Below are 15,665 nucleotides of genomic sequence, written 5' to 3'. Positions count from 1 at the left end.
CCGCTCGCAAAGAAGCGCGAAAGAACAGGGGAACAGATATGACCAAAGTCATCCGGAACGGCACCGTCGTCACAGCCGACCGTACCTGGAAGGCCGACGTGCTGATGCAGCATGGCAAGATCGTCGCCATCGGCTCCAACCTGCACGGCGACCATGAGTTCGACGCCACGGGGTGCTATGTCATGCCGGGCGGCATCGATCCGCACACCCATCTCGAAATGCCCTTCATGGGCACTTATTCGGCCGACGATTTCGAATCCGGCACGCGCGCCGCGCTCTCCGGCGGCACGACGATGGTGGTCGATTTCTGCCTGCCGGCGCCGCAGCAATCGCTGCTGGAAGCGCTGCAGATGTGGGACAACAAGACCTCGAAAGCATCCTGCGACTATTCCTTCCATATGGCGATCACCTGGTGGGGCAAGCAGGTGTTCGACGAGATGGCTCAAGTCGTCGACCGGGGCATCACCTCGTTCAAGCATTTCATGGCCTATAAGGGCGCGCTGATGGTGGATGACGACGAGATGTACTCGTCGTTCCAGCGCTGCGCCGATCTCGGCGCGCTGCCGCTGGTTCATGCCGAGAATGGCGACGTGGTCGCAGCGCTCTCGCAGAAGCTTTTAGCCGCCGGCAACAATGGTCCGGAGGGACATGCCTATTCGCGGCCGCCGGAAGTGGAGGGCGAGGCGACAAACCGCGCCATCATGATCGCCGATATGGCGGGCGTGCCGCTCTATGTCGTGCATGTCTCCTGCGAGCAGAGCCACGAGGCGATCCGCCGCGCCCGGCAGAAGGGCATGCGGGTGTTCGGCGAGCCATTGATCCAGCATCTGACGCTCGACGAGACCGAGTATTTCAACAAGGACTGGGACCATGCGGCGCGCCGGGTGATGAGCCCGCCTTTCCGCAGCAAGTGGCACCAGGATTCGCTGTGGGCCGGCTTGCAGGCCGGCTCGCTGCAGGTCGTGGCGACCGATCACTGCTCTTTCACCACCAGCCAAAAGCGCAACGGCATCGGCGACTTCACCAAGATCCCGAACGGCACCGGCGGGCTCGAGGACCGCTTGCCGGTTCTATGGACGAGAGGCGTCAACACCGGGCGGTTGACGATGAACGAGTTCGTCGCGGTGACCTCGACCAACATCGCCAAGATCCTCAACATGTATCCGAAGAAGGGCGCGATCGTCGAAGGCGCCGACGCCGACATCGTCGTGTGGGATCCGAAGCGCAAGAAGACGATCTCGGCCAAGAACCAGCAGTCGGTGATCGATTACAACGTCTTCGAAGGCGTCGAGGTGACCGGTCTGCCGCGCTTCGTCTTCTCGCGCGGCGAGCTGTCGATCGAGGAAGCGGAGGTGAAGGCCAAGACCGGCCATGGCGAGTTCGTCGCCCGCGAGCCGAACGCCGCGGTCAACCGGGCGCTGTCGACCTGGAAGGAGATTTCCGCGCCGCGCAAGGTCGAGCGAACCGGCATTCCGGCCACCGGGGTCTGACCATGCGGGCTCTTCATCTTGCGATCACGGCGGCCGCGATGCTTGCCGCCGGCCAGGCTCTTGCCGCCGGCATCGACCTCAGCAAGCCCTATGGCGACAAATATGGCTGCATCAACCGGAACGGCCAGCAGGTCGCTGCCGACAAGATGCTGCTTCTGACCGACAAGGAACTGATCACGGCGGCCAGCGCCTGCACCTTCAGCGACCGCCAAGCGCAGGCCGATGGATCACTGGTGGTGACGGCAAAATGCGAGGCTGAGGGCGAAGAGGGACAGCCGACCAGGTTCACCATCAAGCGCAGCGCGAAGAATGCGAAGAAGCTGGTGGTGGCCGACGAGGACGGCAATGTGATGGGCGAAGTCGCGCGATGCAAATGACGGCGATCCCGTCAGGATCAAGCGACGAGGCCATCCAGTTCCGGCAGCAGCACGACGCTTTCCTGCTCGTTCGGATCGGTGCGGGCGATGACCGCGGAGGAGGGCGCCCCGCTCAGATTGGCGGGCAGGTGCGGCACGCCCGCCGGAATGTAGAACAGGTCGCCGGCCTTGACGACGGTGTGGTGCTCGAGCCGGTCGCCGTACCAGGTGTGGACTTCGCCGGAGAGCACGTAGATGGCCGTCTCGTGGCTTTCATGCATGTGCGCCTTGGCGCGCGCGCCGGGCGGCATGGTGAGAAGATGCATGCAGATGCCGGAGGAGCCGACGGTTTCGGCGGCGATGCCGGCGAAATAGCTCAGTCCCTGCTTGCCCTGATAGGTGCTTTCGGGGCGAACGAGACGACAGGTGGGTTTAGGCGACATCGGCAAGGCTCCGGGCGGCGTCGATCGGGTGGGACAGGACGAGTGGAAAGCAACGCTATCATAAAATCAACCGGATTGCGGACAGCGCGGCAGCGGCTGCGAAAGGCAGGCTGCAGCCAATGACCGAACAGCCGCCAGCCGTCGTCTCGGCAAGCAAGCTCGGCCTCACCTTCCAGACCAATGACGGTCCGGTGCAGGCGCTGTCCAATGTCGATCTGACCATCCGCAAAGGCGAATTCGTCTCCTTCATCGGCCCGTCCGGCTGCGGCAAGACCACCTTGCTGCGCGTCATCGCCGATCTGGAGAAGGCGACCGCCGGGGCGATCTCCGTCAACGGCATGACGCCGGAGCAGGCGCGCGAGAAACGCGCCTATGGCTATGTCTTCCAGGCGGCGGCCTTGTTCCCGTGGCGCACGATCGAGCGCAACGTGGCGTTGCCGCTGGAGATCATCGGCCTCAGCCAAGTCGAGCAGGCCGAGCGCATCAAGCGCACGATGGAGTTGGTCAACCTTTCCGGCTTCGAGAAGAAATACCCTTGGCAGCTTTCCGGCGGCATGCAGCAGCGCGCCTCGATCGCGCGTGCTCTCGCCTTCGATGCGGACCTGCTCTTGATGGACGAGCCGTTCGGCGCGCTTGACGAGATCGTGCGCGACCATCTGAACGAGCAGCTCCTCGATCTCTGGGCGCGGACCAACAAGACGATCTGCTTCGTCACCCATTCGATACCCGAGGCGGTCTATCTGTCGACGCGCATTGTCGTGATGTCGCCGCGGCCCGGCCGCGTCACCGACATCATCGAATCGACGCTGCCGAGAGAGCGGCCGCTCGACATCCGCGAGACGCCTGAATTCCTGGCGATCGCCGCGCGGGTGCGGGATGGCTTGAGGGCAGGGCACAGCTATGATGATTGAGGGGCGGGAGGATGAGCTCTCTCCTCTCCCCTCCGGGGAGAGGGTGGCCGCGCAGCGGCCGGGTGAGGGGACGGCCACTCGCGCCTTCGTCATCCTAGGGCGGAGCAGGCGCGCCACCCCGCGTGTTAAGGAAGCCGGCCATCGCGATTTCGTCATCCTAGGGCGTAGCGACGCGAAGCGGAGCGCAGACCCTAGGATCCATTCCGTGACGCTGGTCGAAGGGCGTAAGCGGCTCAGAATACCCGACGAGCAGAGCGCGGCGCAGGAAGCTGTATTCTGGAACGTTGCGGAGCTCAGAAGTAACGGAATGGATCCTAGGGTCTGCGCCGCGTCGCTTCGCTCCTTGCTCCGCCCTAGGATGACGAAAAATACCCGCGCCGCAGCACTCCAGTCGAACGTGCCCGGCCTTCGCTTCGCTCCGGCCACCCTCTCCCCGTGGGGGAGAGGAGAAGGGCAGCGCTAGATGGACACCTTCCGCTCGAAAATCATCCCCGTCACCAGCATCCTCGCCGGCGTGGTGGTGCTCTGGTACGTCTTCGCCGTCATCCTCAATGCGCCGTTCCAGCGCGATCTCGATGCCAGGGCCAACGAGAAACCCGGCGCGGTCGAGTTCATCGGCAAGACGCTGTCGCAGCCGAAGCCGACGCTGCCGGCGCCGCATCAGGTGGCGGTGAATTTCTTCCAAAACACCTTCCTGCGGTCCGTCACGTCGAACCGCAGCCTGGTCTACAACGCCTGGGTGACGCTGTCCTCGACGCTGCTCGGCTTCGCCTTCGGCACGGCGCTCGGTATCGTCATTGCGGTGGGTATCGTGCATGTGGCGACGCTCGACCGCAGCCTGATGCCGTGGATCATCGCTTCGCAGACCATTCCGATCCTGGCGGTGGCGCCGATGATCATCGTGGTGCTGGCGGCGATCGGCATCACCGGGCTGATCCCCAAGGCGCTGATCTCGACCTATCTGTCGTTCTTTCCGGTCGCCGTCGGCATGGTGAAGGGCCTGCGCTCACCCGAGATCATGCATCTCGACCTGATGCATACGTATAACGCCAGCGCCTCGCAGACCTTCTGGAAGCTCAGGGTGCCGGCTTCGGTGCCGTTCCTGTTCACCTCGATGAAGGTGGCGGTGGCGGCAAGCCTGGTCGGCGCGATCGTGGGCGAATTGCCGACGGGCGCCGTCGCCGGCATCGGCGCCAAGCTGCTCGCCGGCGCGTACTACAGTCAGACCATCGACATCTGGTCGGCGCTGGTCGCGGGGTCCGTCGTCGCGGCGCTGCTGGTGATGGTGGTGGGCATCGCCGGACGCCTGGTCGACCGCGCCATGGGCGGGAGGCCGGCATGAATTGGCTGAAGCCATCATGGCAATCGGTGCTGGCAATCCTGCTTTGTCTCATCGCCTTTGCGCTTGGCGCAATGACGAAGCCGGAGGCAGCCGTGCTGGCGGAGCCGGCCGCAACGCTGGCCTATCCCTATATGGGCGCCAAGGGGCTGATCATCGGGCTGCTGCTCATTGCGGCGCTGGTCTCGACCTTAAGGCTGACGCCGGTCGTTGAGGCCATCGTGCTCTTCGTCGGCGCCCATGCCGCAGCCTGGCTCTTGGTCAAAGGCATAGCCGGTTTCGAGGGCACGGCGCTGGCGCCCTATTTCCTGCTGCTTGCCGCTGCCTGGCTGCTGGCCTGGCGCTGCGTTGCCTTGCTCGCCTGGTTGCGTCCGAGCGGGAGCGTCGCAAGGAACGCGCTGCGCCTGATCATCCCGGCGATCTTCGGCGCCTGGATCCTGATCATCTGGGAGGCGGTGACGCGCGGTGCCGGCATCCCGTTCATCCTCTTGCCGCCGCCCAGCGCCATCGGCGCGCGGATCGCCAACTCGCTGCCGATCCTGGGATCGGACGTGCGGCAGACGATCTTCAAGGCGGTGCTGATCGGCTATGTCGTCGGCAATCTCGCCGGCTTCGCCGTCGCCATCCTCGCCGACCGCGTGCCTTTCCTGCGGCGCGGCCTGCTGCCGATCGGCAATATGGTTTCGGCGCTGCCGATCATCGGCGTCGCACCCATCATGGTCATGTGGTTCGGCTTCGATTGGCCGTCCAAGGCCGCGGTCGTCATCATCATGACCTTCTTCCCGATGCTGGTGAATACGGTGGCGGGCCTTGCCGCATCCGGGCATATGGAGCGCGACCTGATGCGCACTTATGCATCGGGCTATTGGCCGACCTTGCTCAAGCTCAGGCTGCCGGCGGCCATGCCGTTCATCTTCAACGCGCTGAAGATCAACTCGACGCTGGCGCTGATCGGCGCCATCGTCGCGGAGTTCTTCGGAACGCCAGTGGTCGGCATGGGATTTCGCATCTCGACTGAAGTCGGGCGGATGAACATCGACATGGTGTGGGCCGAAATCGCAGTTGCAGCACTGGCGGGTTCGGTCTTTTATGGCGTGGTCGCTCTCATCGAGAGAGCCGTCACGTTTTGGCATCCCTCTGTCCGAGGTGGATAGGGGCGGCGGGTTTGGGTGCTAACTTCAGAGGGTAATAAGATGAAAAGACTGCTGATTTCTGCTCTGGCCGGCGCCATGTCGCTGGCCGCCTTCCAGGCGATGGCCGCCGACAAGGTGACACTGCAACTGAAATGGGTCACGCAGGCCCAGTTCGCCGGCTATTATGTCGCCAAGGCCAAGGGCTTCTATGACGCCGAAGGCCTCGACGTCGACATCAAGCCGGGCGGCCCGGACATTGCGCCCGAGCAGGTGATCGCCGGCGGCGGCGCCGACGTCATCGTCGACTGGATGGGCGGCGCGCTCGCGGCCCGCGACAAAGGCGTGATGCTCGTCAACATCGCCCAGCCGTTCAAGAAGGCCGGCATGGAGCTGGTCTGCCCCAAGAACGGCCCGATCAAGACGGAAGCCGACTTCAAGGGCCACACGCTCGGCGTCTGGTTCTTCGGCAACGAATATCCGTTCTACGCCTGGATGAACAAGATCGGCCTCAAGACCGATGGCGGCCCGGACGGCGTGACCGTGCTCAAGCAGAGTTTTGACGTGCAGCCGCTGATCCAGAAGCAGGCCGACTGCATCTCGGTGATGACCTATAATGAATACGGCCAGGTGCTGGACGCGGGCTACAAGCCGGAAGACCTGGTCGTGTTCAACTACTCCGCCATGGGTAACGACCTTCTGGAGGACGGGCTTTACACGCTCGAGGACAAGCTCAAGGACCCGGCCTTCGAGGACAAGATGGTGCGCTTCGTGCGCGCCTCGATGAAGGGTTGGAAATACGCCACGGAGAACACCGACGAGGCGGCCGAGATCGTCGTCGACGCCGGCGGCCAGGACGAGAACCACCAGAAGTTCATGATGAAGGAAGTGGCCAAGCTGGTCGACAATGCCGACGGCAAGCTGATCCCGGCCGCTTACGAGCGCACCGCCAAGGCGCTGCTCGACCAGAAGATCATCAGCAAGGAAGCGAGCGGCGCTTACACCACTGCGATCACCGACAAGGCGATCAAGTAAGGTCCGCTCTCAGCGCGGAAGTTGGAAAGGGGCGGGCGACCGCCCCTTTCTTGTTGCCCCGCGGTAAAATAACCGTGTGCGCCGGGATACATCGGGCCGCTCAGCCGTTGATTGGCGCATCCGCGCGCCGGGGAGCCGCGAAGGATGCTGCAATCAACGGAGGTTCTTCATGCGCATCCTATCCGTGCCGATGCTTTCGGCCTTGGCCGTTTCGACCGCCTTCCTTCTTGCATCGCCGGCCATGGCCGAGATGGTGAAGTACAAGGCGACGCTCGACGGCAGCCAACAGAGTCCGCCCGTCACCACCAAGGGCAAGGGAACCGCCACACTCACCTTCGACACCACAAGCAAGAAGCTCAGCTGGAACGTCAAATATTCCGGCCTTAGCGGGCCTGCCGTGGCCGCCCACATCCACGGCCCGGCGGACATGGGCGCGAACGCGGACCCGGTCATCCCGTTCAAGAAGCTGAAGAGCCCGATCAAGGGATCGGCGACGTTGACCGACGCGCAGGCAGCCGATCTGGAAGCCGGCAAATACTACGTCAACGTCCACACTGCCAAGAACAAGGACGGCGAGATCCGCGGCCAGATCGAGAAGGCGATGTAAAGACGCAAAAGGGGCGGTTCACCGCCGCTTTTGTCGTGCAGCCGGCAGAAAGGCAGCAGGCTGCCTTACGCCTTGTTGCGGATCTGCGTCAGCGTGCGGGTCGGCGTGATCGCTTCGGGATCGAGCTTGATCTCGACGATCGCCGGCTTGCCGCTGGCGCGCGCGCGTTCGAAGGCCGGCGCGAAGTCGGCGGTTTTTTCCACCGTCTCGCCATGGCCGCCATAGGCACGGGCCAGTGCGGCGAAGTCAGGGTTCTTGAGGGTGGTGGCGACGACGCGGCTTGGATATTCCCGCTCCTGATGCATGCGGATCGTGCCGTAAATGCCGTTGTTGACGACGATCACGACGATCGGCAGGTCATACTGGACAGCCGTCGCGAACTCCTGGCCGTTCATCAGGAAGCAGCCGTCCCCGGCGAAGGCAACCACAGTGCGATCCGGGAACAGCGACTTGGCGGCGACCGCCGCGGGCGTGCCGTAGCCCATCGAGCCGGACGTGGGCGCCGCTTGTGTACCGAAACGGCGCGAGCGGTAGAAGCGATGCACCCAGGTGGCATAGTTGCCGGCGCCATTGGTGAGGATGGCATCTTCCGGCAGAACCTTTCCGAGGTAGTCCATGATCGGGCCCATCTGGACGGCGCCCGGGCCGGTCTGCGGCGGCGTCGACCATTCGAGATAGGCGGCGTGCGCCTTTTCCGTCTCGGCCGCCCAGGCAGGCTTGGCCGTTGGCTTGCGCCTGGCGAAAGCCTCGACAAAAGCGGCGGGCGACGCGTTAATCGCTATCGTCGGCCGGTAGACGCGGCCGAGCTCGCCGGCATCGGCATGGACATGCACCAGTGCCTGATCGGGGTAGGGGCTCTTCAGCAGCGTGTAGTCGGAAGACGGCATCTCGCCCAGGCGGCCGCCGATCAAAAGCACGACGTCGGCCTGCTTGATCCGCTCCCCCAGCTTGGGATTGATGCCGATGCCGACATCGCCGGCGTAATTCGGATGCAGATGGTCGAAAAGCATCTGGCGCCGGAAGGAGCAGCCGACCGGCAGTGACCAGGTCTCGGCGATCTGGCGCATATGCGCCACCGCTTCCTCGTTCCAGCGCGTGCCGCCGAGGATGACGAAGGGACGCTTGGCATTGCTCAGCAACATCTCCAGCGCGTCTAGCTCGGCTTCACCGGGACGCGTCTCGACCGGCGTGTGCGGGAGCGCTTCCGGCGCCTCGACCTCGTCGGTCAGCATGTCCTCCGGCAGCGAGATGACCACCGGGCCGGGACGGCCGGAAGTCGCCACGGCGAAGGCGCGGGTCACGAATTCCGGAATGCGCGCGGCATCGTCGATCTCGACCACCCATTTGGCAATGTCGCCGAAGAAGCGCTTGTAATCGACCTCCTGGAAGGCCTCGCGCTCCTTGGCGTGGCTGGCGACCTGGCCGATGAACAGGATCATCGGCACCGAATCCTGCATCGCGATATGGACGCCGGCCGAAGCGTTGGTGGCCCCGGGGCCGCGGGTGACGAAGCAGATACCGGGCTTGCCGGTCAGCCTTCCTTGGCAGTCGGCCATCATCGCGGCACCGCCTTCCTGGCGGCAGACGATGGTGCGGATCGAAGAGTCATGCAGCGCGTCGAGGACGGCGAGATAGGATTCGCCCGGAACACAGAAGATGCGGTCGGTGCCGTTCGCTTCGAGCGCCTCGACGATCAGTTGTCCGCCGGTTTTCATTTTGCTGCTCTCTCCAGTTCGGCAAGGATTTCTTGCGTGTGTTCGCCAAGGCGCGGCGAGGGTCGTTCATAGACGAGCGGCGTGCCCGACATCACCATCGGCGCGCGCACCGAAGGCAGGCGATTGCCGTGGCCGTCGTCGAGATCGAGCCGCATGCCGCGCGCGATGGTCTGTGGGTCGTCGAACATCTGGCCAATCGTGTTGATCGGGCTTGCCGGCACACCGGCAGCCTCGAGCTTCGCCAACAGCGGATCGCGGTCCCAGGTGCTCAGCATCGCGATAATCAGCTCGCGCAGCTTCACCCGGTTGGCGACGCGGGCAGGGTTGGTGGCGAAATCCGGATTGGCGGGCAGATCGGTCAGCCCGACCGCCGCGCAGAACTTGCCGAACTGGCCGTCATTGCCGACCGCCAGGATGATGTGGCCGTCCCTGACCGGCAGCACCTCGTAAGGGGCGATGTTCATATGCGCATTGCCCATCTGCACCGGCGACTTGCCGGAAATCAGATAGTTGAGGTTCTGGTTGCCGAGCGCCGAGATCTGGCTGTCGAAGAGCGCCATGTCGATATGCTGGCCCTCACCGGTCTTTTCGGCGTGGCGCAGTGCTGCCTGGATGGCGATCACCGAATAGAGGCCGGTGAAGAGATCCGAGATGGCGACGCCGGCCTTCTGCGGCTCGCGGCCGGGCTCGCCGGTGATCGACATCATGCCGGCCATGGCCTGGATGATGAAATCGTAGCCGGCGCGCGGCGCGTAGGGACCGTCCTGACCAAAGCCGGTGATCGAGCAATAAACGAGGCGCGGATTGATCGCCTTCAGGCTCTCGTAGTCGAGGCCGTATTTCTTCAGGCCGCCGAGCTTGAAATTCTCGATCAGCACGTCGGCGGTGGCGACCAGCTTGCGCAGCGTCTCGGCACCGTCGGGCTTGGAGAAATCGACGGCGATGGAACGCTTGCCGCGATTGCAGGAGTGGTAATAGGCGGCCGACAGGTTCTCGCCGTCATGGCTCATGACGAAGGGCGGACCCCATTTGCGCGTATCGTCGCCGCCATCGGGGCTCTCGACCTTGATGACGTCGGCGCCGAGATCGGCAAGCAACTGCCCGGCCCAGGGACCGGCCAGGATGCGGGCGAGTTCGACAACGCGGATGCCTTTCAGCGGAGGTTCGGCCATGGATCACCGTAATGGGGTCGGAAACGCAGGCTCTATCAACAGCAGCGGTACCTGTCACGGCCCTTGCAGTGGGCCACGCCGGATCAGGATTTCAGCACGCTGTCCGCCCAAGCGACGAAATCATTCATGACGGCATTGCGGTTGATCTCGTTCAGGCTTTCATGGCGGGTTTGCGGGTAAACCTTTGAAACCAGATTCGAAAAGCCCATTGCCTGCATGCGCGTTGCCAGGTGATGGACCGCCTTGCCATAGTCCGATGCGGGATCCTTCTCGCCGCCGACAAGGTTGATGAAGAGATCGCGGCGGACGCCGGTGAAGCTGGAATCCTTGCCGGCGTGAAGCGCCATGTCGACTACGTCGCGCCACATCGAGACCGACGCATCCCAGCCGCAGAGCGGGTCGGCGATATATTTGTCGACCTCGACCGGGTCGCGCGACAGCCAATCGAACAGGGTCCGGTGATTGGGAACCGCCTTGCCCCAAGCCTGGAAGGTGAGCTTGGGCAGAAGCCGCGACGGCACGTCGGAGCCGAGCCGCATCCGCTCCCAGCCTAGAATGCCAAGCGCCAGTTGCCCGAGCCGGCCTTGCGAGAAATTGCCGTTCCAGATCGCGGCGGCATGGACACGCCCGGAATGGCGCAGGACAAAGTTCAGCGCGACCGAGGCGCCCAGCGAATGTCCAAAGGCGATCACCGGCAAGCCCGGATGCTCGGCCGCGATCAGGTCGTGCACGGCCTCGACATCGGCGATCACCTTGGCGATGCCGTCGCTATCGGCGAATTTGCCGAGCGGCGCGTCGGGCGCCTTCGTCGCGCCATGGCCACGATGGTCATGGGCATAGACGTGGAATCCGCGCGGCGCGAGATAATCGGCAAAGCGGGCATAACGCGCCGCATGCTCGGCCAGTCCATGGTTGATCTGGACCACGGCGCGTGGCTTCGCCTCCGCGTGTTTCACATAGAGGTTGAGGTCGGCCCCGGTCGGTGAGGCCAGGCTGGTCTTTCTGTCGAATGGCATGTGTCGCTCCCTCGGCAACGTTGGGCGCGGCGTTTGCCGGCGTCAAGAGGATGAGCGCGCTTGCGAACATGCCAATGGGAAGCGCTCAGCTGGGGATTGTTTTTTCGAGCGGCGAAAAAGATCGCAATTCTGACACGTCGACTGTTCTAGTGTGACGTATTCAATACGGTTCAATGATCGCCGGGAGAGCGGGATGCGGGTTTGGGCATTATGGGGTTCGATGGTGCTGGCTCTGGCCGGCGCCGGGGTGGCGCATGCCGACGTGAAGATGAGCGGCACGTTCGTTGCCGACAGCGCCTGCCCGGCGACGCAGGCCATCAAGAGCGGCAAGAACCCCGGCAACATCTCGACCGAAGCCGGCAAAAGCTACGACCTTCTTGCCGGCAACAAGGACGAGCCCACGCACTACCTTATCCAGGTGCCGGGCGCCGACCCAGAGCGGCGCTGGGTGAAGATCAGCTGCGGCCACGTCAACGGCGGCAGCGCTGCGACCATGCCGGCGCCTTCCGGCCAGGCCAAACCGTCGCCGTCAGCCTCCGGAAAACCCGAATATGTCTTTGCGCTGAGCTGGCAGCCGGCTTTCTGCGAGACCAAGGCGAGCAAGCCCGAATGCAAGGCACAGAGCCCGAGCGAGTTCGATGCCTCGCACTTCACGCTGCATGGGCTGTGGCCGCAGCCGAACGGCAATTTCTATTGCCAGGTCTCGGCGAACGACAAGGCCAATGACAATCCGGCGCATTGGGGAGACCTGCCGCCGGTCGAGCTCGACGCAGAGACGCGTGCCGAGCTCGACCAGGTGATGCCGGGCACTGCCTCCAAACTGGAGCGGCACGAATGGATCAAGCACGGCACCTGCTACGGCAAGAACCAGCAGGACTATTTCTCAGACGCGCTGAACCTGATGCGGGCGGTGAACGCCTCGGCGGTGCGCGATCTGTTCAACAGGAACATCGGCAAGCAGCTGACGTCGGATGCGATCCGCGGCGCCTTCAGCCAGGCTTTCGGTCCCGGCGCCGGGGATCGCGTACGCGTGTCCTGTCTGGTCGACCCGTCGAGCGGCAGGCGTATGATCGGCGAGATCACGCTCGGCCTGTCCGGTCCGATCGGCCCGGACAGCAAGCTGGCCGATCTCCTGATGGCATCGGCGCCGACAGCCAAGGCCGGTTGCCCGAAGGGCACGGTCGACGCGATCGGTTTTCAATAGGCGAGAATTTTGGTCAGCCCGTTCTTTGTCAGGCTGATCGGGAGGCCGTCTGCAGGATGATAGCCTCGCTGCCAGGTTCGCCGACCACGCGGTCGCGGCCGCTCAACTTCGCCTTGTAGAGGCGCTGGTCGGCCAGCGCGAAAATGTCGGCAAGACAGCGCGTCGTCTCGCTGACGGTGGAGACGCCGGCACTCACGGTGATGTTGTAGCGGCCGGTATGCGCCGACGTCTTCGTGGCGTTCCTGATAGTCTCGCCGAGCAGCCTGGCCGGCGCGTGCGACTGTTGCGTCAGCACGGCGAATTCCTCGCCGCCGATGCGGAACACCTGATCGTTGCCGCCGACGGTCTCGGCCAGCAGGGCAGCCATCGATTTCAGCACCTTGTCGCCCTCGGCATGACCGAAGCTGTCGTTGATCGACTTGAAATGGTCGACGTCGACGATGAGCAGGCTGAGCGGCTTGCCGATCCTGATGGCGGACGACACCGCGGACTCGCCGTCGGCATCGAAACTGCCGCGATGCAGCAGGCCGGTGAGGCCGTCGCGGTCGACATATTTGATCAGCGCTTCGTAGCGTTCGCGATAGGTGAGGGCGTCGAAAATGTCGGAGAGGCCGCGTGGCACGGCGACATCGTGGTCTTCGATCCATTTCAGATAGGCGACGAGCATGCCGCTATAGGCAAGCGCGGCGCCCATCTTGGCGAACCAGCCGCCGAAGAAGACCTCGAGCGGCGCGCCGGCGACGAAATGCAGCGCGGTGAAGAAGCCGGCCTGATCGAAGGTGAGCACGCAGGCGACCGATGCGAGGATGCGCATGAATGGCCTAGCGCGCAGATAGCTGCCGAGCTTCTCGTAGAGCAAGATGATCAGGATGGAGTCGACGAAGAGCAGCGAGGTGCCCCAGACCATCAGCCAACCCATCTCGTCGATGAAGGCGATATCGGGAAGCTTGCCGCTTGGAAGTGGAGCGATCGCGTGCAGGCGCAGGACCAGCACCAGCCCTATCATCACGGCGTTGCCAAGCAGCAGGCCGTAGATCGGCTGGCGAACCGTCGCCGCATCCTCCTTCATGTAGAGCAGAAGCAGCATGACGAGCTTGCCGGAGAAGAGCACGGCGGAGCCCGGCGACACCAGCCCGAACGGCAGCGCGACATAGAAGACGCTGGCAAGGTAGGTTTCGAGGAAGTGCATGACGCCGAGCGCGCAGATGAACACGCCAAGCCCGATGCGGCGCCGGAAACGGAAAAGCGTGACCATGGCGCCGAAATAGAGAACCGCTTCGGCAAGGAGCAGGGCACCGTTCAGCACGTCGTCGATCCGATCCTTCCCCGAAACCGCAGCATGACCGCGATTTCCCAACCTAACATCGTTTTGAAGGCGAATGGTTAAGCTCTGATTTCGCACGATCGCGAGAGCGGCGAAAAAGCCCTGAGTGAATTTGGGCGCCGCAAACCGGCGAATCCGCGCGGATTGGCGCGTTTCGCGCCGAAAGCGATTGCCGTTCGACGCTTCATCGCCTACATAGCGCCCAACCCCCATCCACCTTGACACTTCAGTTTCCAGGGAAAGCGCGCGTGGCTCGCCAGTTCATCTATCACATGTCCGGCCTGTCAAAGGCCTATGGCACCAAGAAGGTGCTCGATAACGTTCACCTGTCCTTCTATCCGGATGCCAAGATCGGCATTCTCGGCCCCAACGGCTCGGGCAAGTCGACGATCCTGCGCATCATGGCCGGGCTCGACAAGGAGTTCCAGGGCGAGGCATGGCTGGCCGAGGGCGCAACCGTCGGCTACTTGGCGCAGGAGCCGCAGCTCGACAACACCAAGACCGTGCGCGAGAACGTCATGGACGGCGTCGCCAGGAAGACCGCCATCATCGAGCGCTATAACGAGCTGATGATGAACTATTCCGACGAAACCGCGGACGAGTCGGCCAAGCTCCAGGACGAGATGGACCGGCTCAATCTTTGGGACCTGGAGCAGCAGGTCGAAATGGCGATGGACGCGCTGCAGTGTCCACCGCCCGACTCCGAAGTGACCAACCTGTCGGGCGGCGAGCGCCGCCGCGTGGCGCTGTGCCGGCTGCTGCTCGAGCAGCCCGACCTCTTGCTGCTCGACGAGCCGACCAACCATCTCGACGCCGAGACCACGCAATGGCTGGAAAAGCATCTGCGCGACTATCCGGGCTCGGTGCTGATCATCACCCACGACCGCTACTTCCTGGACAACGTGACCGGCTGGATCCTCGAGCTCGATCGCGGCCGCGGCATCCCTTACGAGGGCAATTACACCAAATATCTCGACGCCAAGGCCAAGCGCCTGATCCAGGAAGGCCGCGAGGACGACGCCCGCCAGAAGTCGATCTGGCGCGAGCGCGAGTGGATCCAGTCCTCGCCCAAGGCGCGCCAGACGAAGTCCAAGGCGCGTATCAAGGCCTATGAGGAACTGGTCGAGCAGTCGCAGAATCGCAAGCCGACCGACACGCAGATCGTCATCCCGTCGAGCGAGCGCCTCGGCAACCTCGTCATCGAGGTCGAAGGCCTCAACAAGGGCTTCGGCGACGAGCTCTTGATCGAGGATCTGTCGTTCAAGCTGCCGCCGGGCGGCATCGTCGGCGTCATCGGCCCGAACGGCGCCGGCAAGACGACGCTGTTCAAGATGATCACGGGCCAGGAAACACCGGATGCCGGCTCGATCCGCAAGGGCGAGACGGTGCGGCTCGGCTATGTCGACCAGAGCCGCGACGCGCTCGACCCGAATAAGACCGTATGGGAAGAGATTTCCGGCGGCGCCGAGGTCATCAAGCTCGGCAAGCACGAGGTCAACAGCCGCGCCTATTGCTCGTCGTTCAACTTCCGCGGCGGCGACCAGCAGCAGAAGGTCGGCAACCTGTCGGGCGGCCAGCGAAACCGCGTCCACCTGGCCAAGATGCTGAAGGGCGGCGGCAACGTGCTTCTGCTCGACGAACCGACCAACGACCTCGATACCGAAACGCTGGGCGCTCTGGAAGACGCGCTCGAAGCCTATGCCGGCTGCGCCGTCATCATCAGCCACGACCGCATGTTCCTCGACCGCATGGCCACCCACATGCTCGCCTTCGAAGGCGACGCTCATGTCGAATGGTTCGAAGGCAATTTCGAGGAATATGAGAAGGACAAGCTGAGGCGCCTGGGCGCCGAAGCGGCGACTCCGCACCGCATGACCCACAAGCGGCTGACGCGGTAGGATCAGTCCCCAAGGGCGGCGAACA

The 15,665-nt window shown here is 63.8% G+C and carries 14 protein-coding genes; 9 read left to right on the top strand and 5 right to left on the bottom strand.

Going from position 1 to position 15,665, the window contains the following annotated elements; all coding sequences use genetic code 11:
• The first annotated feature begins 38 nt into the window (after positions 1–38).
• Complete coding sequence (hydA, locus tag LB538_RS03405; protein ID WP_224531803.1) at positions 39–1,490, top strand: dihydropyrimidinase; 1,452 nt, start codon at positions 39–41, stop codon at positions 1,488–1,490.
• Between the two features lie 2 nt (positions 1,491–1,492).
• Positions 1,493–1,867, top strand: a complete 375-nt coding sequence (locus LB538_RS03400) for a hypothetical protein (protein WP_224531801.1) — start codon at positions 1,493–1,495, stop codon at positions 1,865–1,867.
• 17 nt (positions 1,868–1,884) lie between these two features.
• Here LB538_RS03400 and LB538_RS03395 read toward each other — a convergent pair whose 3' ends face one another.
• Positions 1,885–2,289, bottom strand: coding sequence for a cupin domain-containing protein (locus tag LB538_RS03395; RefSeq protein WP_140839621.1), 405 nt, complete (start codon positions 2,287–2,289; stop codon positions 1,885–1,887).
• A gap of 119 nt (positions 2,290–2,408) precedes the next feature.
• Here LB538_RS03395 and LB538_RS03390 point away from each other — a divergent pair, with 119 nt between their 5' ends.
• From LB538_RS03390 to LB538_RS03370, 5 genes are all read left to right on the top strand, one after another.
• The gene (locus LB538_RS03390; RefSeq protein ID WP_224531800.1) at positions 2,409–3,200 is read left to right on the top strand and encodes an ABC transporter ATP-binding protein; all 792 of its coding nucleotides are present in this window, start codon (positions 2,409–2,411) and stop codon (positions 3,198–3,200) included.
• 463 nt (positions 3,201–3,663) lie between these two features.
• Entirely contained in the window at positions 3,664–4,542 is an 879-nt protein-coding gene (locus LB538_RS03385) for an ABC transporter permease (RefSeq protein ID WP_224531798.1), read from the top strand.
• Complete coding sequence (locus LB538_RS03380) at positions 4,539–5,693, top strand: ABC transporter permease (protein ID WP_224531796.1); 1,155 nt, start codon at positions 4,539–4,541, stop codon at positions 5,691–5,693. The genes LB538_RS03385 and LB538_RS03380 overlap by 4 nt, the downstream gene beginning before the upstream one ends.
• Before the next feature lie 39 nt (positions 5,694–5,732).
• Complete coding sequence (locus LB538_RS03375) at positions 5,733–6,704, top strand: ABC transporter substrate-binding protein (protein ID WP_095768959.1); 972 nt, start codon at positions 5,733–5,735, stop codon at positions 6,702–6,704.
• Between the two features lie 169 nt (positions 6,705–6,873).
• Positions 6,874–7,311 carry a CHRD domain-containing protein gene (locus tag LB538_RS03370; protein ID WP_140839627.1) on the top strand — a complete coding sequence of 146 codons (438 nt, stop codon included), beginning with the start codon at positions 6,874–6,876 and terminating at the stop codon, positions 7,309–7,311.
• 65 nt (positions 7,312–7,376) lie between these two features.
• On the opposite strand, the gene LB538_RS03365 is transcribed toward LB538_RS03370, so the two are convergent.
• The 3 genes from LB538_RS03365 to LB538_RS03355 all read right to left on the bottom strand — a co-directional run bounded on the left by LB538_RS03365 (position 7,377) and on the right by LB538_RS03355 (position 11,214).
• Positions 7,377–9,026: a thiamine pyrophosphate-binding protein gene (locus tag LB538_RS03365; RefSeq protein WP_224531794.1), complete on the bottom strand. Its 1,650-nt coding sequence runs from the start codon at positions 9,024–9,026 to the stop codon at positions 7,377–7,379.
• Positions 9,023–10,198, bottom strand: coding sequence for a CaiB/BaiF CoA transferase family protein (locus tag LB538_RS03360; RefSeq protein ID WP_224531792.1), 1,176 nt, complete (start codon positions 10,196–10,198; stop codon positions 9,023–9,025). Before LB538_RS03360 ends, LB538_RS03365 begins: the two co-directional genes overlap by 4 nt.
• Before the next feature lie 83 nt (positions 10,199–10,281).
• Positions 10,282–11,214, bottom strand: a complete 933-nt coding sequence (locus LB538_RS03355) for an alpha/beta fold hydrolase (protein ID WP_224531790.1) — start codon at positions 11,212–11,214, stop codon at positions 10,282–10,284.
• A 193-nt stretch (positions 11,215–11,407) separates the two neighbouring features.
• Here LB538_RS03355 and LB538_RS03350 point away from each other — a divergent pair, with 193 nt between their 5' ends.
• Positions 11,408–12,418 carry a ribonuclease T2 family protein gene (locus LB538_RS03350; RefSeq protein WP_224531788.1) on the top strand — a complete coding sequence of 337 codons (1,011 nt, stop codon included), beginning with the start codon at positions 11,408–11,410 and terminating at the stop codon, positions 12,416–12,418.
• A gap of 28 nt (positions 12,419–12,446) precedes the next feature.
• Here the strand turns inward: LB538_RS03350 and LB538_RS03345 are convergent, their stop codons facing one another.
• Positions 12,447–13,724: a sensor domain-containing diguanylate cyclase gene (locus LB538_RS03345; protein WP_224531786.1), complete on the bottom strand. Its 1,278-nt coding sequence runs from the start codon at positions 13,722–13,724 to the stop codon at positions 12,447–12,449.
• Positions 13,725–13,990: 266 nt separating this feature from the next.
• On the opposite strand from LB538_RS03345, the gene ettA reads away from it, so the two are divergent.
• A complete protein-coding gene (gene ettA, locus LB538_RS03340; protein WP_224531784.1) occupies positions 13,991–15,640 on the top strand; it encodes an energy-dependent translational throttle protein EttA in 1,650 nt (549 codons plus the stop codon).
• Positions 15,641–15,665 lie beyond the last annotated feature (25 nt).

This window comes from Mesorhizobium sp. Ca11 (assembly GCF_020165275.1).
Classification (GTDB): Bacteria; Pseudomonadota; Alphaproteobacteria; order Rhizobiales; family Rhizobiaceae; genus Mesorhizobium.
Note: the sequence above shows the minus strand (reverse complement) of the source record. Positions and strands in the feature narration are given on the sequence as shown.